This is a genomic window from Methylocystis iwaonis, assembly GCF_027925385.1.
Lineage (GTDB): Bacteria > Pseudomonadota > Alphaproteobacteria > Rhizobiales > Beijerinckiaceae > Methylocystis > Methylocystis iwaonis.
On record NZ_AP027142.1, the window covers coordinates 1105058 to 1126837 of the forward strand.

Genomic DNA, 21780 nt, shown 5'->3' on the forward strand with positions numbered 1-21780 from the left:
CCGGCTCACGGGCCGTTCTCTTTGGCGGCGGCCGCCTTGCCATTGGTCTCGGGCGGCTCCAGCGTCTTCTGCAGCCAGGACGGCCACTCGACGGAATCGTCGAGCTTCACATAGCCGACCCCGCGCACGCCGGTTTTCAAATATTCGATGAAAGCGGAGACCGTCTTCTCCGGCACTTTGATCTTGACGCGAAACATCAGCTTCTCACGCTCGCTACGCGTCTCGACCTGCTTCGGCGTGAATTGCGCTTCCGGCGAGACGAAGCTCACATAGCCCGCGACGGTGCGGCCCTCGACGTGATCCGGGACGATGCGCGCTTGCGCGCCGAGCCTCACGCGCGCCGCGTCGGCGGCGGGAAGATAGATTTCCATATAGACGTCTTGGAGATTGACCAGCGTCATCGCCTTGCCGCCGGCCGCGAGAACTTCGCCGACCTCCGCGAGCTTGTAGAGGACGCGCCCGAGCACCGGCGAGCGCAGCGTCGCGTCGTCGATTCGCGTCTGGATCGTCGCAACCTTCGCCTGTGCGACCGCGACCTCCTGCAGGATCGTGCGCAACTTGGCTTCTTCTTCCTGGAGACTTGCGGTCGTGGTCTTCAATTGCGTATTGCGCACATCGAGCTCGCGCTGGGAGCCGGCGCGCTGGGCGACAAGATTCTTGCTGCGAACGACCTCTACTTTTGCAAGCTCGATCTGCGCCTTGATGCGCTCGATCGTCGCCTTCTCAACCGCTTCTTTTTCCTGAGTGGCGACGACATTGAGCTTGGCTTCCTCAAGCTGCGCTTCAATCGTATTGGTGTCCATCAGGACGCAAATGTCGCCGGGCTTGACGAGGTCGCCTTCCTGAAAGCGGATTTCCTTGACCCGCAAGGATTCCTTCGGCGAGATGTCGACGAGCTTGGCCTCGACGCGCCCATTGCCGGACGCAATGCCCGCGGGCAGCGCATTCTGCCGGCTAAGCCAATATTGATAACCAAAATAGCCGCCGATGCCGACGACAGCCGCGACGATGATCAAAGTGGTTCTTCGAGACATCGGAGCAAATTCCCCGGCCGCCACAACGGAGCGATTCCATCCGCGAGCGGAACACTAGCATTTTTTCGGCGGGAGCAGGGCCATTGGCGCCCTTGTTCACAGGAGATGGCGAAGCGTCATCCGGCGCTCAGGATCTCCCAGGCGCTTTTCGCGATTTCGAGTTCCTCATTGGTTTTTATGACAAAAACGGCCACGCGGGACCGCGCGGCAGAAATTCTTTGCTCTCCCGGTTGATTCGCGGCCGGGTCGAGCGCGACGCCGAGCCAGGCGCAGCCTTCGCAGACCTCCGCGCGGGTTTCTTTGTCGTTCTCGCCAATTCCGCCGGTAAAGACGATGGCGTCGAGCCCGCCGAGCGCCGCGGCGAGCGAGCCGATCTCGCGCAGGATGCGATAGACGAAAAGCGCGGTCGCTTCCCGCGCCGCGGGCTCGGATGAGGCGCGCAGCGTTCGCATGTCGGAGGATATGCCGGAGACGCCGAGGAGCCCCGACTTGCGATAGATCAAATCTTCGATCTCGCGCGGGCCGAAACCGTATTGGTCGATCATATGCAGCAGCACGCCGGGATCGATCGCGCCGCAGCGCGTGCCCATCATCAGCCCGTCGACGGCGGTAAATCCCATGGTGCTCGCGACGCTGCGCCCGTCCTTTACCGCGCAGAGGCTCGCGCCATTGCCGAGATGCGCGATGATGACGCGGCCTTTCGCGATCTCTGGCGCAATCTCTCTCAATCGGCCCGTCACATATTGATAGGAGATGCCGTGAAAGCCGTAACGCCTGACGCCCGCTTCCGAATATTTCCGGGGAATGGCGAAGAACTGGGCGATCGGCGGCTGAACGCGATGGAAGGCCGTGTCGAAACAGGCGACCTGGGGCAGGTTGGGATGCTCGGCGTGCATGGCGCGGATGACCGCGAGATTATGCGGCTGATGCAGCGGCGCGAGCGGAATGAAGGACGCAAGCCTTTCGGCGATGTCCCCGGTTACGATCAGGGGCGCGGCGAAATCCGGCCCGCCGTGCACGACCCGATGGCCCATGATGGAGATGTCCTTGCCGTCGAGCCAGTCTGCGGCGATGCGCATCATTGTCCTTGTGGCGGCGGCGTGGTCGAAGCCTTCGGGCGGCGGGCTTTCCGTCAAAAGCGTTTCGCCGGCCGCGTTCGAGAGCCTGGCGCGCGGCGTCGCGCCAATGCCTTCGACGAGCCCCTTGAGCCGCAATTGAGGCGCGGCCGCCGCGTCGAAGACCGCGAATTTTATGCTGGAGGAGCCGGCGTTGACGACGGCGATGCTGGACATGTCGTTGATCCGCTACGGCGACGAGAGGAGAGTCGCCGTCAGTATACGCTGCGTCGACGCCGGGGTCCGCCTAAAACCGCTCTCCGGCTGGTTTTATGGGTCGGCGCGCGGGCGCGCTGTCTTCATGGCGCATAGGGCCCTCGCAGCGCGCGAATGTATGCACACGCATCGTCGTGTCGCCGCCCGGCTCGGATCGTCATGAAACATATGCGTCGGCGTGAACGTCGGGGTTGGAACCCGGCGCATGGGCCGCGCGCGCCCGTCTCGATCGCTTCGAGGGCCACGCTGGCCAAATGCTAACTCACGTCGGCGCTCTGCGGCTCTCGCTGCGCGGCAAGCGGTAAAGCCGCCAGGTTTTCGCCGAGCGGATCGAGGCCCAAAGCGTTCATTTTGAAGTAAAGCACCTTGGCGCCCGCCGCATTGGTTCGCTCGTGCCAGATCGTGGAGCCCCAGAAAACGATCAAATCGCCTGGCCGCGTGTCTATCGTCACCGGGTCTACGCCCCTCAATGCGTTTTCGGGTTTCTCGCTTTCGGAAAGCGAAGCGAGGAATTCGTCGTAGCTGTCGAAGGTGTTTTCGCTACGCTCGTGATAGGGATAAAGAATAAGACGCGAGGCGGCTCCGACCTCCAGCGGAACGCCGATCGAGAGTTGCGTTCCGTGCCTGTCCTTGTGCGGCGGCGGATTTTGCGGCGCGTCCTCACGATAGACTTTCAAATGCCGTTCCGAGATGATGAGATCCGTGTAGGGCAGCCCGGTCAATCGGCCGATCGTCTCGACGAATTCCGCGACGGCTTCGCGCTGCTCGGGGAACGTAAAGAGATATTCCTGCTTGAGACGCCGCTTCGAGCGGGAGATGTCGCCGCCGCTTATGCAGCGCTCGATCTGCGCCTTCGCATAGTCGAGGAACTCGGTGTGCATTCCTTGTTTGATGACGATAAAACCATTCGCGGCGAAATCATCCGCGTACGCGCTCAAATTGTCCCGCCACGATCCGAACAGTTTCATCATAGCTCGAGCCCTCTTGCGACAGCGAATTGCTCGCACAAGCCGTCGCGCAAAGGAACGGGTCATGATGCGTAATTCGTTTTTGCCGCGCGCTACTCCCCGATGCGCCTTTTCTCCGCAGATCGGAGGCGTAATTATAAGGCGCTCGAGAACGTACAGGCGGCGGGGTGTTTGGAGAAGCCCTGTGATTTTGGAGGCAGAATGATTTTGCGCGGGGCTTACCTTATTCGCCGGTTTCTGACTTCAGCTCGCCGTAACGAAAAACAGGCGCAGGCGGACAGGATTCGCGATCAGTTCTATGAGCAGTGCTGGCGAGAGGCGGCTCAATCGTGTGGCGGGGAATATGCGCGCATCGGGGAAGGCGTTTCCCGGATTACCCACAAGATCGTGCGCCGGCCTATTTTTGTGGACCGTAACTTGAACGTGCTCGACAGTCACGCCGCGGTTCAGGCAACGGATGACAAGCCGGCGACCTACCGGCTGGTTCGAGAACTCGGGGCGCCTGTTCCAGACCACGTCGTCCTGCGCGCCGATGCGCACAAGGCGGCTTTGGAGTTCATTCAGTCCCACGGCGGATCGTTCGTTGTAAAACCGGCGTCGGGAACTGCGGGCGGCGTCGGGGTGACGTCGAATGTTCGCACTGCGTCGGAGCTGAGACATGCAATGGCGTGGGCTGGGGCTTATTGCTCCCGCGTGCTCGTCGAGCGCCAAATCGAAGGAGACACATACCGGCTCCTTTATTTGAATGGCAATCTCTTGGATTGCGTGCTGCGAATGTCGCCGAGTCTCGTGGGCGACGGAACCTCGACTGTCCGAAAGCTGGTCGAAGAGGAGAATCGTTTGCGGCTTTCCGAGGGGTTCAAACGCAGCCAATCCCTTCTGAAGATCGACCGGGACATGAAGGCGACGCTCGCCGCGCAAGGGCTCGGCCTGAACTCTGTCCCGACAGACGGTCAGAAGTTCATGATCAAGCATGTCGCCAACGACAATTCGGCAAACGAGAATGTGTCGATGATCGATAGTGTGGCGGTGTCCACGATCGAAATCGGCCAACATATTGCAGCGATATTCGGCCTGAAATTGGTGGGTCTGGATATAATGACGCCGGATATCAGCAAGCCTCTCGGGGAAGCGCATGGCGCAGTCATAGACATAAATGGCGATCCGGGTTTCTACTATCACTATTACAAGGACAGCGGGCGGATCGCCCTTGCCGAACATATTTTGACCGAGGTGATAAAAGCGGCCGAGAGCGACGTTTGTCCGGCGTGATCGGTTCGCGATTGAACAGTTCGCTTGGGGCTTTTTCGTCATTCCCGGCGGGCCGAAAGCCCGACCGGGAATTTAGCGCCGCAAAAGCGCTGGTTCGGCGCTGGATTCCCCATCGCTCGCTCGAGCGAGCGTCGGGGTGACGTCGAACCAATCGAGCGGATCTCTTATTGGCCCGTCGCGGGGCGTGTCAGCCCAATGCGGGGAAAGACAAAGCTATGCATGGCCGGGCGTGCATTCCCTTACGCCGCTTCCCTTGCGCTGGCGGGATTCGCGACGCCCTCGCCGAGCTGAGACAGGAGACAAAGTGTGTCGAACTCGAGCTCGCTGAAGCGATAGCCTTCCTTCAGGAGCCTGCGGTAGAGCTTCTCGAGCGCCGCGCGCGTCGAGTGGCAATGTTCGAAATGAATGATTTGCGGCTTCACGCCGCAATCGAGGAATTGGTCGACGATCTCGACGTCATAGCCTTGGACGTCGGTCAACAGCACATCGACCGACTCTATGCCGTGCTTTCGAAACAGGGAGCGAACCGACAGACAGGGCACCTCGATCGACCGCGTCTCAGCGTCGAAATCGTGCACCGCGCGCTGCAATGCGTCTTTCTTGAGGCTTGCGAAGACCGTCAGGTTCGCCGAGCCATCCGGCGAGTCTGCGACGTGCAGCTTTGCGACGCCGTCGACGTCGCCGATCGCCGCATTTTCGAAGCATAGCTGCGGTTCGCAAGCGTAGTTTTGCTTAAGGCTTTCGAAGACCCGCCGCTGGGGTTCGACAAGCAGGCCGCGCCAGTGATGTTTCAGCACGAAGCGACGAAGCGGATCATCCTTGATCCCGTCATTGGCTCCGATCTGCACGAAAGAAAAGCCCGGCCGGTCCGTCGACGCCTGGATCAGAGCCAGCTCCAGGAAATCGATCGGCGCCTCCATTCGCCGTTTGATTGGCGAGAGCCGGTAGCCACAGCGCCCGAGACCCTTCTGAACGAGTGATTTAATTTTGCTCACGATCATTTGTCCGATCCTCCGGGACGGATCAGACTATTGTCGTCGGCGCTTCGGACAAGCGAGATTCAGGGGTAGTTCGATTGATCCATGCTGACCCGCCGCCGATTGAGACTGGGGCCACGTCCATCTGTCGTTGCTGGATGGTTCGTTGGGCCTGCCACGATGGGCTATTACGGATACGAGGGAGGGCTCGCCGCCCGTGCGCCACTCGATCCTACCTCAGCGATATAAGCCTATGATTTTTAGTGGTGGGCGCACAAGGGCTCGAACCTTGGACCCGCTGATTAAGAGTCAGCTGCTCTACCAACTGAGCTATGCGCCCGTCCGGCGGGCTCACGCCCTCGGAACGAGGGTGCGAATAACAAATGCCGGCGCCCCTGTCCAGCGCCGTCTTGCGTCCGCCGTCAAATTTCTGTCGTGCGGGGACTTATCCCCTATTTTTGCGCCGGCCAGCCATGGATAGCGCGCGCCTTGGTGACGAGATCGGCCCAGGGACCCTTGTAGGCGTTGCCGGCCTCCGCCGTCGCCGCGGATTGCTTTTTCTCGCAAACGTCCTTGGCCGAGGCCGATTTCGGGCCCTCCACGAAGAAATAGACGACGTTCAGCTTCAGCGTCGAATAATGCTGGTCGAGCACCGTGCCGCGCTTCAGCACATTCACGCCCCAGACCGTATTTTTGCGTTCCGCCGGGGCGACGCCGGGCTTGAACCCATAGCCATAGTCGCCTTCGCCCTTCACGAGGTCGAAGCGCACATAGCAAAGCTCGCCCTTGGGCGGGGCCGGCTGGAAGACCAGCTCGCGCGTGACGATGGTGTCCTGATTATTGTAGCGAACCGTCGTATCGACCGGGAAATGCCAGACATCGACCTTGTCGAATTGCTGCAAAAGGTCCGCCTCGTCCTTGTCCTGGGCGGCCATGGCGGAGCCGGCGGCCATCAGAGCGGCGGCGACGATAAGGCTGCGAAAAACAGAAACGCCCATTTATGATCCCCTCCAGGCGCTGCGAAACGCGCTTCTTGGCAGGTGGGAAGCGGCGCTTGCGCCCGCAAGCCCTGCGCTCATGCGCCCGGGGGCGGGATGCGCGGGATTGAGGCGCCGTCCTGCGGGCGCCATGGATTTGGGCGAAGTGCGACAGAGTTGGGCCCTTTGTTACGCCGGGCCTTTCTTGTGTCGAAAAAGCGGTCCGCGCGTCTTCCATCCGGCGCCAAACCGCGCTAGCAGTTTTCGCGAAGATCCCAGCACGAGATTGATTATGTCGCGAAAGAAAATCGCTCTGGTCGGCGCCGGCAACATCGGCGGAACGCTCGCTCACCTCGCGGGCCTGAAGGAGCTTGGCGATATTGTTCTCTTCGACATTGTTGATGGCGTGCCTCAGGGCAAGGCGCTCGACATTGCCCAGTCTTCGCCCGTCGCCGGCTTCGACGCGCATCTCTCGGGCGCTTCGGACTATTCGGCCATCGCGGGGGCCGACGTCGTCATCGTCACCGCGGGCGTGCCGCGCCAGCCGGGCATGAGCCGGGACGACCTTCTGAGCGTCAATCTCGGCGTCGTGTCGAAAGTCGCCGGCGGCATCAAGCAATATGCGCCGGACGCCTTTGTCATCTGCATCACCAATCCGCTCGACGTCATGGTCTGGGCGCTGCAGAAAGCCTCTGGCCTGCCGACCAACCGCGTCGTCGGCATGGCGGGCGTGCTCGATTCGGCCCGCTTCCGCTATTTCCTGTCCGAGGAATTCAATGTCTCGGTCGAGGACGTCAGCGCCTTCGTGCTGGGCGGCCACGGCGACGACATGGTGCCCTCGGTCCGCTACTCCACCGTCGGCGGCGTCCCGCTGCCCGATCTCATCGCCTTGGGCTGGACGACGCAGGAGCGCATCGACGCCATCGTCGACCGCACGCGCAAAGGCGGCGGCGAGATCGTCGGCCTGCTCAAGACCGGCTCGGCCTATTATGCGCCGGCGACCGCGGCCATCGACATGGCCGAGAGCTATCTCAAGGACAAGCGCCGGGTGCTGCCCTGCGCCGCCTATCTCAATGGCGAATACGGCGTGAACGGCCTTTATGCCGGCGTGCCGACCATTATCGGCGCCAACGGCGTCGAGAAGGTGATGGAGATCAAGCTCGACGTGATCGAGCAGGCCATGTTCGACAAATCTGTGAACAGCGTGAAAACGCTGATCGAGGCCGCGAAAAAGCTCAACTCGGATTTCGCCTGAGGCGGCGCCTCAATGGGGGCGTGAGGCGCGCCCCCATAAAAAGGCGCCCGTCAGCAAGCCCAGCCCCGCCATAATGGCGCCGCCGCGCAAATGCGCCGGATCGACCGCCATAATGTGATCCTTCGACCTTTGCGTAAAGCGGCCGCGCGGACCATGATCCCGGTGGTCGGGGCCGATGAGCTCGTCCGGGTCTCCCGGTAAAACCGGATCGTTGGAGAGCTGCTTCTCGTAAGCGTTCCAGGCGAGATAGCGGTCGAGAAATCCCGGCGCGACCATCTGCCCGACAATCGACTGCACGGTCGGCGCGCCGAGCCACAATTCGCGCGGCGCGCGCCGGGCCTGCGCCGCTTCGACAATCGCTTGCGCGATGGCTTCCGGTTCATAGACGGTCCCGATCGGCTGGTGCCGCTTTGCAAAATGCGTATGCGACCAGTCGAATTGCGGCGTGTTCACGCCGGGAAGCTGGGCCATGGTGAGGCGGATGTTGCTGCGATCGTGAATAAGCTCGGCGCGCAGCGAATCGGTGAAGCCGCGGATCGCGAATTTCGCGGCGCAATAGGCCGATTGCAGCGGAATGGCGCGATAGGAGAGGGCGGAGCCGATCTGGATGATGTGGCCCTGGTCGCGCTGGCGCATGTGCCTCAGCGCCGCGAGCGTCCCGTGAACGTAACCGAGAAAGGTGGCCTCCATCACGCGCCGATATTCCTCGGGGGTGATCGCATCGACGGGGGCGACGACCGTTTCCATCGCGTCATTCACCCACACATGAATATGGCCCCAGCGCGCGACGACCGCTTCCGCCGCGGCGAAGACGTCGTCGGCTTTGGAGACATCCGCCAGAAGCTCGAAGGGCTGGCCGCCCGCATGGGCGACGTCGTGATAGGCGCCGTCCAGGCCCTCCGGGCTTCGAGCCAGGAGAGCAACGCGATAGCCGCAGCGCGCGAAGGCGACGGCTACCGCGCGGCCGATTCCTGCCGAGGCGCCGGTGACGACCGCGACGGGGGCTTCCTCATTCGGGGCAGACTCTCGTGACATGGGGCCACTCCATTCAGCCGCCCGCGACAGACATGTGAGACGCGCGCCGCGCGCGGCAACAGGCGCGGCGCTTTTTCGGCGCCCCTACCGATTTTCCGATGTTTCCGTTTTCTGCTGGACGGCGCGGGGCTCGGCGCGTTCGGGGCCATAGGGCGCGAGCGGCACCTTGAGGCAGACGCTTTGCGCCGGCAGCACTTCGCGCCAGTCCTTGATGAGCTGCTTATAGGCTTTTCCGACCGCTCTGGGCTTGCGGTCGAGATCATAGAGACCAAGCGGATTCACCCTGCCGCGCGCTTCGCGCAAGGCAATGTCCCAGTCGATCTGGTCGATCAGCGAATACCATGTGAAGCCGACGATCGGCATGCCGGAGTTTCTGACGCGCAGCACATTCGCCCATTCCTTGCGAAGCCAGCGCACAGCCTCGTCGCAGCACGGGCCTTCGCTGGTGTTGGTTTCCGTATGCATCACCGGCAGGCCGTAGCGCTCGTAATATTGGCGCGTGATCTCGTTGTAGCCGAAGATCTCGCCGGAGGAGGCGGTCTTGCCGTCCTTCGTCACGGTGTGCTCGTTGCGCCAATAGTAGTCATTGCCCATGATGCAATGGCTCTTGAGATGCTCGCGCATGAAGAAGTCATATTCGTCGACGCTCATTCCGTTATCCATGAGGAAACGGAACATCTCCGAGTTGACGCGCCGGCCGTAATTGAGATCGAGCGAGAGAAAACGCCGCTCGTTGAGCCGCTCGGCGTGATCGAGCGATTGCGGATTTTCCGCATGGAAATATTCGGTCGATTCGCTCTGGATGAAGATCGCGTCCGGCCGCACGGCGAGGATGGCGTGCATGGCCAGCACATTTGCCTTCACAATGTGCTTGAGCGCCGTGACGAAGCCGCGATCGGTCGTGAGCTGCTCGTTCCACCAGCCGTAAGCGGCGGAGTAGGTGGCGCAGACGAACATCTCATTGACGGGCGTATAGAGCTGCACGGCGGGGAAGCGCTTGGCGAAGGCGCGGGCGTAGCAAGCGAAGAGGTCGGGAAAGTCCGGGTTCTGAAAATTGCCGATCCAATCCGGCACACCGAAATGGCAGAGATCGGTGATCGGAATCACACCACGTTTCTCGAGATCGCCGAAGGTCAGATCGGCGAAGCTCCAGTCGTAGCGGTCGGGGCCCAGCCAGGTAATATGCAGCGGTACGCCGTAGCGCAGCGTTTTGACGCCGAGATCCTGGGTGAGATCGAAATCCTCCCGCCAGCGGCGATAATGGTCGCAGATTTCCATCTCGTCGATTCGCTTGCGGCCATTGTCGATCGTCGGGCTGCTGTTCTCGATCCCCGTGCTGAACATGAAATGCGTCATCGCGCGCCTCGCCGACCGCCGCCCAGACGATTAGCTATGGGAGACGCTGCGGACGGAAAGGCGCGATCAAACAGGAAAACCCCGCCGCCAGAGGCGACAGGGTTTGGGCGAGCCTTCAGGCTCGCAATTCAGGGAGCGAGCCTGAAGGCTCGCGGTCCGGTTCCGGAAGATCAGGCCGTCGCGGCGGCGGCCTGCTTCTTCTCGATCTCGCGCTTGAGGACGCGGGCGCCCTGCGACAGCTCCTCGTCGCGCGCCTTGGCCAGGAAGGCGTCGAGGCCGCCGCGATGCTCGACCGAGCGCAGCGCCGCAGCCGAGATGCGCAGGCGCACCGAGCGGGCGAGGACGTCGGAGGCGAGCGTCACATTGACGAGATTGGGCAGGAAACGCGTGCGCGTTTTGCGATTGGAGTGGCTGACGAGATTGCCCGTCTGCACGCCCTTGCCGGTCAGCTCGCAACGCCGGGACATTGAACTTCCTTTCGAACCGTTTAGTGCTTCCAAACGCCGAGAGAGCCAGAGGCCCAGTTTCCACCGGCGATGGGGGAAAACGACAAAAAAGCTCGTCACTCCCGCGCCGAGCCCTGTTCGCGAGCCTTATAAGAGCAAAGCCCGCCGAGCGTCAACCGGGCCAAGCGCATTGCTTTGCGGCGGCGCACATGGCGTTTCGCGGCGCCATATTCGCCTCTGGACATTGGCTTCGTTCTGGGCTCTAAGCCTGTCGGCTCCGGGGGTGAGGCGCGCCAGCGCTTATCTTGCCCGGATAAACTTGAGAAATCGACAGCGCCGGCGCCTGTCCTTCAGACGCGCCCGCCTCGCCAGGGCGCCGGGCCATAATGACAAAGGTTGGGGATCTTCCTATGGCCAAAGCAATTCTGCATATGCTCAGCACCTTGAAGCATATGAGTCCGTTCGACGTGAACATGGCCCTCGACGCCGGCTATGACGCCGCCATTCCCTACACCAATGTCACGCTCGACGAGGTCACCGCGCTGGTGCAGGACGCCATGTTCTCCCGCGCCCCCTCCGCCGCGCTGAAGACGGGCATTTTCTTCGCCGGCCGCGACGCAGTCCTCGCGCTCGACATGCTGGAAGCGGCCAAGAAGGCGCTGCTCAAGCCCTTCGAAATTTCGCTCTTCGCCGACCCCTATGGCTCCTTCACCACCGCCGGCGCGATGGTCGCCTGCACCGAGAAAGTGCTGAAGGACAAGAAGCAGCGCGACCTCAAGGGCGCCAAGATCGTCATCTACGGCGCGACGGGCGTCGTCGGCTATTCCTCCGCGGTGATCGCGGCGCTCGAAGGCGCCGAGGTGACGATCGTCGGCTATAGCGGCCTCGAGCGCGTCACGGTCCAGGCCGAGGAGATGAACAAGCGCTTCAATATCAAGGTGGCCCCGGCCGACGGCAGCACCCAGGATCTCGTGCGCGCGCTGCTGCTCGATCATGAGATCGCGCTCTGCTGCGCCCGCGCCGGCGTGCAGGTGCTCTCGAAGGCGGACCTCTCAGCGGCCAGCAATCTGCTCATCGCCGCCGATGTCAACGCCGTGCCGCCGCTCGGCGTCGAGGGCCTGGGTCTGCACGACAATGGCGTCGTGATCTCGGAGCATGGCGCGCTCGGCATCGGCGCGCTCGCCATCGGCAACGTCAAATACGGCGCCGAATCGGGCCTTTTCAAGCAGATGGTCACCTCCGACAAGCCGCTCTGCCTCGATTTCCGCCACGCTTTCGCTCTGGCGCGCGAGCTCGTTTAACATACCGCGCGTCCGCGGATTTTCCGCCTTGGCAAGGACGCGCGAAACTGATTGAGTGCGCGCCGCGGAAGGGCCCGCGGCGCTTCTCAAGGCCGGCGCAATTTTGCGCACGGCCCTTTCCGAAACGCCTGCCGTCGAGGCAGGGCGTAGGTTTCTTCGAAAGGAAACGCACATGGCCAAGATCACCAAGATGCTGGTCGGCGAGTCGCTCGTCGGCGAGGGTAACGAAGTCGCTCACATCGACCTCATCCTGGGCCCGCGCGGCTCGGCCGCCGAGCTCGCTTTCGCGAACGCTCTCGTCAACAACAAGGACGGCTTCACGACGCTTCTCGCGGTCGTTGCGCCGAACCTGCTCTGCAAGCCCAACACGATCCTCTTCAACAAGGTCACCATCAAGGGCGCCAAGCAGGCCGTCCAGATGTTCGGCCCGGCTCAGCACGGCGTCGCCAAGGCCGTCGCCGACTCGGTCGCCGAGGGCGTGATCCCGGTTGACGAAGCTGACGACCTCTTCATCTCGGTCGGCGTGTTCATTCACTGGGACGCCAACGACGACAAGAAGATCCAGGACTACAACTACCAGGCCACCAAGGAAGCCATCGCCCGCGCCGTCGCCGGCGAGCCGAAGGCCGCCGAAGTCGTCGCCAAGCGCAACGACGCCAAGCACCCCTTCGCTCCGAACTGAGTTCGAGCCAAGGCTTGGAATTGAAGGGGAGCCGACGGGCTCCCCTTTTTTGTTGTATGGAGCCGTGGGCGTAGCGGATGCCGGGCGTGAGCTATCCCTCCCCTTTACGGGGAGGGTGGCCCCGCCGAAAGGCGGGGTCGGGTGGGGCCCAGCTCCAACCCCTGCCGTTGCTGCGCGAACCCCACCCGGCGGCCTTTGGCCGCCGACCTCCCCGTAAAGGGGAGGTATGGGCGCCCCCATCGTCCGCAGGGCAATTTAAACATGACGGCGATCATCGGCTGGGACATTGGCGGCGCCCATGTGAAGGCGGCGCGCGCGGAGAATGGGCGGCTCGTCGCCGTGACGCAGCGCGCCTGCGCGCCGCATCTTGGCCTCGCGCATCTCGAGGCGCCGATCCGCGAGACGCTGAAAGAGCTGGGACCGGCGGCGCATCATCGCGTGACGATGACGGCCGAGCTTTCAGACGCTTTCGAGGATCGCGCGAGCGGCGTCGTTTCAGTGGCGGCGATCGCGGCGCGAGAGATTGGGGCCGGCGATATTTGCTTCTACGCCGGCGCGCGCGGGTTTATCGCTCGTGCGCAAATCCGTGAGGCCGCAGAGGCCGTGGCCTCCGCCAATTGGCGCGCCAGCGCGGAGCTTGTCGCGCAGCATTGCGCCGACGCACTGTTCATCGACATGGGCTCGACGACGACTGATCTTGTTCCGATTCGCGGCGGCCGCGTCTGCACCCAGGGCGCGACCGACGCCGAGCGGCTCGTGAGCGGCGAGCTTTGCTACGCAGGGTTTTCGCGCGGCGCGCCCCAGGCCTACGCCACGCGGGCGCCCATCGACGGTCGATGGACGCCGCTTGTCAACGAAGCTTTCGCGTCGATGGCCGATGTGCGGCGCATTCTGGGTGATCTGCCGGAAGGAGACTGCGGCGCGGATTTGTCGCCGACAGCCGATGGCAGGCCGAAGACGGTTGCGGCGTCTCACGCGCGTCTCGCGCGCCTCGTCGGTCTCGACACAGGGCGGCTCACGCCATTGCAGGGGCGCGCACTTGCGGCGCATTTTGCCCGCGTGCAGATGCGCGCGATAGAGGATCAGATCGCTCTGCTGGCTTCCCGCGAAGCCGTCGCGCCCGATGCGCCCGTCATCGGCGCCGGCGTCGGCCGCGCGCTTGTCGCGCGTCTCGCGCAGGCGCAGGGCCGCGCCTATCGGGATTTTGCCGACTTTATCGCAGCGCCCGACGAGCTGCGTGCGCTAGCCGCTAATTGCGCGCCAGCGGCGGCGTTGGCGCTTCTTTCGGTTTAACCGGCGACCCCCTCCCTGTCCCTCCCCCGCTTTGCGCTATCGAATGCACACATCGTGATTGCCTCGGTCGGGTCTGTTTGATTCCGTGGGTCGCGTTTTGATTCGCGGGGTGGGGCATGGCGATTTCGTATGGACTGGGGCGGTTCGGCGACCGCCGCCTGGAAAAAGGGGGGTCTCGTTGCATCGGGGCCTCGTCGCGCGGCCGTGCGCGCGCATCCGTCGGATCGCCGGCGGGCGGCGGGCGCAGGAGGTGCGGCTCGCGCGCTTCCTGCGCAATCCTGCGGTGACCGCCGAGGAGATGGCGCGGCACGCCGCCGGGCTCACAGCGGCGCGGGCGGCGGGTCGCGACATAGTGGTGGCGCAGGACACCAGCGAGCTGGCGCTCGGCGGCAAGCGCGCGCAGGCGAACGGCTATGGGCCGGTCGGCAAGGGCGGCGGGACGCGCGGCCTTTTGCTGCACGCGGCCCTGGCGCTCGACGCCGGCACGGGCGCGCTGCTCGGCCTCGCTCATGCCGAGGTCTGGAACCGCGACACGGGGGCCAAGGTCGCGGCGCGGCGCTCGCGCGCGCTCGCGGACAAGGAATCGCAGCGCTGGCTCGATGTGGCGACGCATGCGCGCGAGGATTTCGCGGCGGCGAAGCGGATCACTGTCGTCTCGGATCGGGAGAGCGACATCTACGCGCATCTCGCGCAGCGTCCGGGCGGCGTGGAGCTGATTGTGCGCGCCTGCCAGAACCGGACGATCGCCGCAGACGGCGAGGATGCGATCGAGCTTTTGTTCCCCTTCGCCGACGGATTGGCCGAGGCGGGCCGCTTCGTCGCCGAGATCCCGGCGGCTCCGGGACGCAAGGCGCGCAAGGCGGCGCTCGCGGTCCGCGTCTCGCCGGTCACTTTGCGCAAGCCGCGCCACGGCGCGCGCGACTTGCCGGACGCGGTCGGCGTGACTTTGGTCGACGTGCGCGAGGTCGGGGCCGCCGAGGGCGTCGCGCCCATTCATTGGCGGCTTCTCACGACCCATGCGGCGACGAGCCTGGCCGAGGCGCGCCGGGTGATCGACCTCTATCGAATGCGCTGGACCATCGAGGAATTCTTCCGCACGCTGAAGACGGCGGGCTTCGAGATCGAGCAGGCCGACATCTGCGATCCGAAAGTGATGATCAAGCTGGTGGCGGCGACGGCGGTCGCCGCTGTGACGGTCATGCAACTGGTCAAGGCGCGCGACGGCGCGACCGACCAGTTGCTGACGGACGCTTTCGAGCCCGAGGACGAAGCGCTGCTCGAGGCCGTCTCGGCGAAGCTCGAGGGCGCGACGGCCCGCCAGAAGAACCCCCACCGCAAAGGCAGCCTCGCCTTCGCCGCCTGGGTCGTCGCCAGGCTCGGCGGCTGGACCGCCTATTACGGAAAGCCCGGCCCCAAAGTAATGCGCCAGGGCCTCGACGACTTTCGACGAATAAAGTTCGGAGCCGCGCTGACCTTCTACGATGTGTGAATCCGATAGCCCGCTTTGCGGGAGAGGGGACGCTCACGATCCGCCTTGCCGATGAAGGCTGCGATGTGCCCCCTCTCCCGCGTCAGCGGGGGAGGGTCGGGGAGGGGGCCGCGGCTTTCTCCAAATGCGCAGCGATCTTCCCCATCACCATCTCCCAGGCCTCGCGCTCGTCCTCTCCGGCCGTCTTGTCGATCGCGATCTTGAGATAAGCGATCTCGCTGTCGATCTTCTCGCGCGAGAGCCTATCGAGCCGCGTTGCGAGAATCGCCGCCTCCAACACAGCGGCGCGCGCGCGATTCATGCCGAGAAACGGACGGTGCGATTCCGTGTGCTGCACGCGGCAAAAGAAGCGTGGGCGCATAGCGTCCTCTTCCACGCGCTCCACTTCGAGCGCCGCATGCGCGAGCGCCGCCGACAGGCGCGGCGCCGGCCAGCCAGTCACATCCGTCAAAGGAAAGTTACGCACGCCCGTTACAAGGCTCGCGAAGATGCGCGCGTCATCGGTAAAACTGGCCGTGAGCTTCCCATTGCGTTCGAGATTGCTCAGCGTCGTCGAGGGGCGGAAGGGCGCGGCGATCCAATAGCCGCCTTCCTCGATCAACCCGAGCGGCGCCACATGCGGCTGGCCTTCTGCCGCCAGCGTAGTGACGACGCATTCATGAATCAGAGGCATTGCCTTTTTCCTCGCGGGCCTTGCGCATGGTGTGTCCCATTTCCTTGAAGCGGGCCGCGTCTTCTTCGTCCTTGTCGATGGCGGCGCCGAAATCGAGCGGTTCGTCCTGGCGGTAGCGCTTCCCGAGCTTGAAGGCGAGCTCCGCCTTCATCAGCTCTGCGCCGAGATAGAAGGCATGCGCGCCGTCTTGCGCCACGTTCAAATGCGGAAATAGCGACATGGCATCGGCCTCGACACAGTGGAAATTCTTGGCGAAGACATGCACGCCGTCACGCGTCACATCGATGCGGAAGTTTACGTCGCGCAATTCGCGGGCGAGTTCGGCGATCTCTTCCGGCGTCGCGGAATAGGGGCGCTTGTCGTGCACTTGCAGCAGCGCGTCGCTGTAGCCTTTCGGCAAAGCGCGATCGGCGCGCGCCGCATACATCAGGCGCCGCGCCGCGTCGTGCTCCTGCAGCGTGCGGCGCGTGTGCGGGCTCACCTGCACGGTGAGAAGATGGCGGATATTCAGCTCCGAGCAGATGCCGAGCATGGCCGCCGTGACGCCGGCCGAATCGGCGTCGGTCAATTCGGTGAGATTGCCCGTGCCCATCATGATCTCGGCGTCGGGCTCGCGCGCGCGGATTTCGACGTAACGCGCGATCGAGGCTGCGAAGCCGAAGTGAATGGGATCGAGAATCGGATCGAGAATGAAGTCGATCCCGCGACGTCTTGCGATGCGCGCGGCGCGTTGCAGCGAATCGAGATCGCCATGCGGGCGCGGCACCAGGATCGGCGCCAGCGGGGAGTTGTCGGGCAGGATCGACAGCGTTTCTTCGTCGAGGCTCAAAAGATGATCGACGCCGGCCTGCGCGGCGCGCGTCAGCTCTGCAACACTCGCGGAATCGACCGAGACCTTGAAGCCTTCTGATTTCAGCGCCGCGATCGTTTCTTCCATATGGTCGAAGGGCGTGTCCGGCAGGCAGCCGAGGTCGATCACATCGGCGCCGGCGCCCCTAAGCGCCCGCGCCTTGGCGACGACCTCTGCGACGCTCATCTTCGAGGCGTCGACGATCTCGGCGAAGATGCGCATGTCGTGGCGCGAGAGATCGGGCTTGGCGCCGCCGCGGCCGAGATAGGCGGGCAGGTCTGCGACCTCCTCCGGCCCGCGTTCGAAGGGCACGCCGAAGCTCTTCGACAGCGCGTCGAGATCGGCGCGGCAGCGGCCGGGCACAATGACGCGGTCGGCTTCGACGGGGCGGGGCAGGCGGCGCTCGATAATCTCCTGCGTCATCAGCGCCGCGACTTTCACGCCGATATTGTGAATGCGCCAGCCCTGCGCCGCCTCCCCGAAGCCGGCGACCATCCGCTCCAGACGCGGATAGGCCAGATGGCCGGTGAGAAACAGCAGGCGCTCGCTCATGCTTGGGCTTTCTTGGCAAGGTTTCTTGGCGTCACGCTTGGTCGCTGGGCGTGAGCGTATCCCTCCCCTTTACGGGGAGGGTGGCGCGCGAAGCGCGACGGGTGGGGTCAGCCCCAACCACTGTCGTAGCGGCTCGAGCCCCACCCGGCGGCCTTCGGCCGCCGACCTCCCCGTAAAGGGGAGGTAAGGGGATCAACCACGCCAGATCGCCATTTGCCCAACTACCTTACGATCCGATTTAGCATGAAGTAGGGGCCTTACCCCACCCCGGCCTGCTTTGCAGGCCGACCCCATTTGAACGGCTTGCATGGGGCGCTGTCATTCCCGGCGGGCCGAAGGCCCGACCGGGAATCGCTGGTTTTGCACTGGATTCCCGATCGCTCGCTTTGCGAGCGTCGGGAATAACACTCGCCCGATGACGGCGCCACGCCACGGACCGAGGGCTCAGCTCTGCCCCGAAAGCTCGCGCTTGCGCCGCTCCACGGCTTCCTGCAGCGCGGCGAGGCTTTCGGCGACCTGCGTCGCCTCGAAGGATTTCAGCCGGTCGGTGTTCTCCAGATCGATGCGGCGCGGATAGACCATCACCATGCCCTTGGGGGCGCGGGTCTCCAGCTCCGGCGCGGTGTCGCAGGCGAAGACGATCGTCGGCACGCGGCATTTGCCCGCCTGCGCGAAGACGTTGGTCGCGAGATTATCCGAGATGCCGGCGACGGCCTTGGCGACCGTGTTCGAGGTCGCGGGCGCGACGACCAGCGTATGATAGACGTTGTAGTAGAAATTGCCGACCGGCGCGGCGCTTGCGGTCGTGTCCTTGAAGATGCGGATCGTATCCGGCAGATCGAGGTCGTGCTTATACATCCGCACGACTTCCGCCGCCGCCTTGCTAACGAAAAGGTCGCAATGGTCGAGGCCGCGGATCATCTCGAGACATTCCGTGAAGAAATGGCCCGAACCCGTGAGCGCCCATCCCCAACGCGGCGAAACGACGTCTTTCTTTTTTGTCATGAAGCGATCTTCTGTGTTGCGGAAGCGACAGGCGCGCCGGGCAGGGCGCCGCTGGCCATGAGCGCGCCCGCAGTGGCGAGCGCGCGGGGGCCGGCGACATTGACGGGCATGCCGTCGACATAGTCACGAAAAGCCGGATCCACAATGCCGGCGGAGGCGATGCTTTCCAAAGCAGAATCGGCGCCGATATCGACGCTTTTGATCAGTAACAGGGCGCCTGCGCCCGTTTGCCGCGCGAGCCAGGCGGCGAGGCTATCCGAGGTGACGTCCCAGCCGGGCGCAATGTCGCGCGCCGCGCCGGCCATCTTTGCGGCGCGCCACAAAGCGATCTGGCCGCGCTTATGCGCCGCGTCGATCTCCTCGCGCGTCGCTGCGAGGGCAAGGCCGTAGAGGTCGGCGAGCGCCAGCGCATATTGCTCCATGGCAAGGATGGCCATGGCGTGCGCGGCTTCTTCGGAAAACAAGAGCTTCGGCTGCGCGGCGCGCACCGCGTCGGCGAAGGGGCCGCCGCCGCAAACGAGCGTCAGCCGGTGCGGCCAGCGCGCAAGCGCCTCGATCCAGCGCGCGAGATGGGGCGAGTCGTGGAGACTGCCGCCGATCTTCGCGACGAGGAGAGGCGCGCGCGTCGTCATGTCAATCCGGCACAGCGCGTTTATGGTCGTGGCGCTCGCGGCGGATTTTCACGCCGACGGCGCCGGGCGCGACGTCGAGCTTCTCGACCTGCACGGTCACCGCGCGCACGCGCTCATGCAGCAGCACGCTTTCGGCGAGGCGCTCGGCGATCGTTTCCACCATCGCGACATGGCCGCTCGCCAGGATCATTTTGATCGCGTCCATGATGACGTCGTAGGAGAACACCGCGCGCATATCGTCGGAGATTTCGGCGCGCGTCACCTCGGCGTCCACATTGAAGCGCACGCGCTGCGTATGGCCATATTCATGCGCATAGGCGCCGACTTCCATGGGCAGCACATAGTCGTGCAGGAAGACGCAATCCGTGTCGTCGACGCCCGGCGGCTGGATGAAGCCGCGGGCGATCAGCGCCCATTCGGCCGCCATTTCCTCGACGACGTCCGGGCGCGTCGGGATGAGGTCGCGAATCAGCGCCACGGCGGCGGCGGAGAGCGCGCCCTGCCGGTCGCCTTGCTCGCAGAGCGCGCCGCGAAAGCCGATGACGTCGGCGCCGGTGACGAGAAGACGCGGCACGTCCGGCGGCTCCAGCGCGCCGGCGAGGCCCGCCGCCAAACGCAGCTCGTGGCAGCTCGCGGCGAACTCGGAAAGCGCGCCGACCGTCATGATGTCGATCAAACGACCGTTGTGCTTATGCGCCGTGTCGAGCATGGCGCCGTGGAAGCCGGCCTTGGCCAGCGCCGGCAGCCGCGAGAAATCCGGATGCAGATCGGCAAAGAGCACGGCGACGAGCTTCACGCGCTTGGCGATCGGCGCGAGGGCAGCGATGATCTCGTCGGCGTCGGGCGTCGAGGGCAGCGCGAATTTCACATATTCGACGCCGGTCTCGATCGCTTCCTCGAAGGCCTGGCGGGCGTGTGCGGCGTCATGCGGGAGATCCACCACGGCGCTGACCGGGCGCCGGCCCGCCACAGCGGCGACGATCTCCTTGATCTGCGCCAAAGACAGCGCGCCCAGCGCGCCGCGGGCAGGGTCCTTGCAGTCGATGATGTCGGCGCCATAGGCGAGGGCGGTCTCCGCCTCCTCTCGCGACAGAACGCTGGCCAACATCAGTGTCATTTATTCAGGCTCCGGGAGAAACTCATCGCGCAGTTTTCTCCCTCTCCCGCTTGCGGGAGAGGGTGGCCCCTGCGTGAGCAGGGGTCGGGTGAGGGCCCGCCCTCATCCGTCACCGCTTCGCGGCGACGCCTTCTCCCGCAAGCGGGAGAAGGAAGAATTCCGCGCGGGGCGGATTCTCCATATACGCTCTTGTCACTTCTGTGAATTGCCGCGCTGGCTACTCGATCTGCGACCCATTGGCCGAGAGCACCGCCGCCGCGAGATAGAGCGAACCGGCGATCAGCACGCGCGGCGGCTGATCGAAGTGGTGCGAGGCGAGGATTTGCAGCGCTTCCTCGGCATTATTGGCGTGCGCCGCCACAGGAATGCCTTCGGCCCTGGCGAGCGCCGCGACTTCCTCGGGCGGCCAGCTTTTGTGCTCGCCCTCCACCGGCACGGCGACCATCTCGCGCGCAAGGCCCGCGAAATGGCGCAGCAAGGCGCGGACGTCCTTGGTGGTCTGCGCGCCGCAGATCAGCGCCAGCGGGCGAGGCGCGCGGTCGTGGAACTCGGCCATCGCTTCGGCCAGCACGCGGCCGCCGTCGTCATTGTGGCCGCCGTCCAGCCAGACTTCCGCATTGGCGGGCGCGAGATCGACGATATGGCCGCGCACCAACCGTTGGAGCCGCGCCGGCCATTCGGCGCGGGTGAGGCCGGCCTCGATGGCGGCGGTCGGCAGATCAGGCGCGACGGCGCGCAGCGCGGCGATGGCGTTGGCGGCGTTCTGATGCTGGTGGCGCCCGGGGAGGCGGGGCAGGGGCAGATCGAGCAGCCCGCGTTCATCCTCGAAGACGAGCCTGCCATTTTCCTCGCGGACGTAGAAATCCTGTCCGGCGACACAGAGCGGGGCGCCGACGCGGCGGGCTTCGCGCTCCAGCACCCTCTCGGCCCCCTCCGGCTGGAAGCCGATGATGGCGGGGGCGCCGCGCTTGAAAATGCCGGCCTTCTCATAGGCGATCTTTTCGACGCTATCGCCGAGGAACTCCATGTGGTCGAGCGAGACGGAAGTGACGATCGCGGCCTTGGGGCTTTTGATGACGTTGGTCGCGTCGTAGCGCCCGCCAAGCCCGGTTTCGAGCAGCAGCCAGTCGGCGGGGTTGTCCGCGAAGAGCGAGAAGGCCGCCGCCGTTGTCACCTCGAAGAAGGTGATGGGCTGGCCGCCGTTGACCTCCTCGCAGCGCTCCAGAATGGCGTTGAGGCGCGCGTCGTCGACAAGCTTGCCGCCGCCTTCTGCGCCGAGCCGGATGCGCTCATTGAAGCGGATCAGATGCGGCGAGGTATAGACATGCACGCGCTGCCCGGCGGCCTCCAGCATGGCGCGCAGAAAGGCAATGGTCGAGCCCTTGCCGTTGGTGCCGGCGACATGGATCGTCGGCGGCAGGCGCAGGTCGGGACGGCCGAGCGCCTCCAGCAGGCGCTCGGTGCGGCCGAGCGACAGGTCGATTTTCTTCGGGTGGAGTGTGAGCAGCCGCGACAGGATCGCGTCCATTGCCGTC

At 64.4% G+C, this 21780-nt stretch carries 20 protein-coding genes and 1 tRNA gene; 6 read left to right on the top strand and 15 right to left on the bottom strand.

All coding sequences use genetic code 11. The annotated features are described in order from the left end of the window. Window positions 1–5: 5 nt before the first annotated feature. From QMG84_RS05270 to QMG84_RS05280, 3 genes are all read right to left on the bottom strand, one after another. A complete protein-coding gene (locus tag QMG84_RS05270) occupies window positions 6–1034 on the bottom strand; it encodes an HlyD family secretion protein (RefSeq protein ID WP_281930963.1) in 1029 nt (342 codons plus the stop codon). A gap of 116 nt (window positions 1035–1150) precedes the next feature. Further along, on the bottom strand, window positions 1151–2326 hold the full coding sequence (locus QMG84_RS05275) for an acetate/propionate family kinase (protein ID WP_281930965.1): 1176 nt from the start codon (window positions 2324–2326) through the stop codon (window positions 1151–1153). Window positions 2327–2622: 296 nt separating this feature from the next. Next, window positions 2623–3336 (bottom strand): hypothetical protein, encoded by a 714-nt coding sequence (locus QMG84_RS05280; protein WP_281930966.1) that lies wholly within the window; start codon window positions 3334–3336, stop codon window positions 2623–2625. 198 nt (window positions 3337–3534) lie between these two features. Here QMG84_RS05280 and QMG84_RS05285 point away from each other — a divergent pair, with 198 nt between their 5' ends. Further along, entirely contained in the window at window positions 3535–4605 is a 1071-nt protein-coding gene (locus QMG84_RS05285; protein WP_281930968.1) for a hypothetical protein, read from the top strand. A 239-nt stretch (window positions 4606–4844) separates the two neighbouring features. On the opposite strand, the gene QMG84_RS05290 is transcribed toward QMG84_RS05285, so the two are convergent. The 3 genes from QMG84_RS05290 to QMG84_RS05300 all read right to left on the bottom strand — a co-directional run bounded on the left by QMG84_RS05290 (window position 4845) and on the right by QMG84_RS05300 (window position 6580). Further along, on the bottom strand, window positions 4845–5606 hold the full coding sequence (locus QMG84_RS05290) for an FkbM family methyltransferase (RefSeq protein ID WP_281930969.1): 762 nt from the start codon (window positions 5604–5606) through the stop codon (window positions 4845–4847). 240 nt (window positions 5607–5846) lie between these two features. Continuing rightward, window positions 5847–5922: transfer RNA gene (locus tag QMG84_RS05295), tRNA-Lys, on the bottom strand. 112 nt (window positions 5923–6034) lie between these two features. Beyond that, window positions 6035–6580, bottom strand: a complete 546-nt coding sequence (locus QMG84_RS05300) for a hypothetical protein (protein ID WP_281930971.1) — start codon at window positions 6578–6580, stop codon at window positions 6035–6037. Window positions 6581–6851: 271 nt separating this feature from the next. On the opposite strand from QMG84_RS05300, the gene mdh reads away from it, so the two are divergent. Continuing rightward, complete coding sequence (gene mdh, locus QMG84_RS05305) at window positions 6852–7814, top strand: malate dehydrogenase (RefSeq protein ID WP_202072228.1); 963 nt, start codon at window positions 6852–6854, stop codon at window positions 7812–7814. A 9-nt stretch (window positions 7815–7823) separates the two neighbouring features. On the opposite strand, the gene QMG84_RS05310 is transcribed toward mdh, so the two are convergent. The 3 genes from QMG84_RS05310 to rpmB all read right to left on the bottom strand — a co-directional run bounded on the left by QMG84_RS05310 (window position 7824) and on the right by rpmB (window position 10672). Further along, window positions 7824–8849, bottom strand: a complete 1026-nt coding sequence (locus QMG84_RS05310; protein ID WP_281930974.1) for an SDR family oxidoreductase — start codon at window positions 8847–8849, stop codon at window positions 7824–7826. Between the two features lie 84 nt (window positions 8850–8933). Continuing rightward, a complete protein-coding gene (locus QMG84_RS05315; protein WP_281930976.1) occupies window positions 8934–10205 on the bottom strand; it encodes a family 1 glycosylhydrolase in 1272 nt (423 codons plus the stop codon). A gap of 170 nt (window positions 10206–10375) precedes the next feature. Next, window positions 10376–10672, bottom strand: coding sequence for a 50S ribosomal protein L28 (rpmB, locus tag QMG84_RS05320; protein ID WP_202072231.1), 297 nt, complete (start codon window positions 10670–10672; stop codon window positions 10376–10378). Between the two features lie 389 nt (window positions 10673–11061). Here rpmB and QMG84_RS05325 point away from each other — a divergent pair, with 389 nt between their 5' ends. From QMG84_RS05325 to QMG84_RS05340, 4 genes are all read left to right on the top strand, one after another. Continuing rightward, the gene (locus QMG84_RS05325) at window positions 11062–11952 is read left to right on the top strand and encodes an NAD(P)-dependent methylenetetrahydromethanopterin dehydrogenase (protein ID WP_202072232.1); all 891 of its coding nucleotides are present in this window, start codon (window positions 11062–11064) and stop codon (window positions 11950–11952) included. Window positions 11953–12124: 172 nt separating this feature from the next. After that, a complete protein-coding gene (fae, locus tag QMG84_RS05330; RefSeq protein WP_281930978.1) occupies window positions 12125–12634 on the top strand; it encodes a formaldehyde-activating enzyme in 510 nt (169 codons plus the stop codon). 261 nt (window positions 12635–12895) lie between these two features. Beyond that, window positions 12896–13927, top strand: coding sequence for a hydantoinase/oxoprolinase family protein (locus QMG84_RS05335; RefSeq protein WP_281930979.1), 1032 nt, complete (start codon window positions 12896–12898; stop codon window positions 13925–13927). 178 nt (window positions 13928–14105) lie between these two features. Then, entirely contained in the window at window positions 14106–15416 is a 1311-nt protein-coding gene (locus QMG84_RS05340) for an IS4 family transposase (protein WP_281928760.1), read from the top strand. 82 nt (window positions 15417–15498) lie between these two features. Here QMG84_RS05340 and QMG84_RS05345 read toward each other — a convergent pair whose 3' ends face one another. The 6 genes from QMG84_RS05345 to QMG84_RS05370 form a co-directional block, all read right to left on the bottom strand. Then, window positions 15499–16089 (bottom strand): DUF447 domain-containing protein, encoded by a 591-nt coding sequence (locus tag QMG84_RS05345; protein ID WP_281930980.1) that lies wholly within the window; start codon window positions 16087–16089, stop codon window positions 15499–15501. Beyond that, window positions 16073–17491, bottom strand: a complete 1419-nt coding sequence (locus QMG84_RS05350; RefSeq protein WP_281930981.1) for a DUF6513 domain-containing protein — start codon at window positions 17489–17491, stop codon at window positions 16073–16075. The genes QMG84_RS05345 and QMG84_RS05350 overlap by 17 nt, the downstream gene beginning before the upstream one ends. A gap of 444 nt (window positions 17492–17935) precedes the next feature. Then, a complete protein-coding gene (locus tag QMG84_RS05355) occupies window positions 17936–18496 on the bottom strand; it encodes a flavoprotein (RefSeq protein ID WP_281930982.1) in 561 nt (186 codons plus the stop codon). After that, window positions 18493–19128 carry an amino acid kinase family protein gene (locus QMG84_RS05360; RefSeq protein ID WP_281930984.1) on the bottom strand — a complete coding sequence of 212 codons (636 nt, stop codon included), beginning with the start codon at window positions 19126–19128 and terminating at the stop codon, window positions 18493–18495. The genes QMG84_RS05355 and QMG84_RS05360 overlap by 4 nt, the downstream gene beginning before the upstream one ends. A gap of 1 nt (window position 19129) precedes the next feature. Then, window positions 19130–20245, bottom strand: coding sequence for a (5-formylfuran-3-yl)methyl phosphate synthase (locus tag QMG84_RS05365; RefSeq protein WP_281930986.1), 1116 nt, complete (start codon window positions 20243–20245; stop codon window positions 19130–19132). A 217-nt stretch (window positions 20246–20462) separates the two neighbouring features. Continuing rightward, a complete protein-coding gene (locus QMG84_RS05370; RefSeq protein ID WP_281930987.1) occupies window positions 20463–21773 on the bottom strand; it encodes a bifunctional folylpolyglutamate synthase/dihydrofolate synthase in 1311 nt (436 codons plus the stop codon). Window positions 21774–21780: the final 7 nt, after the last annotated feature.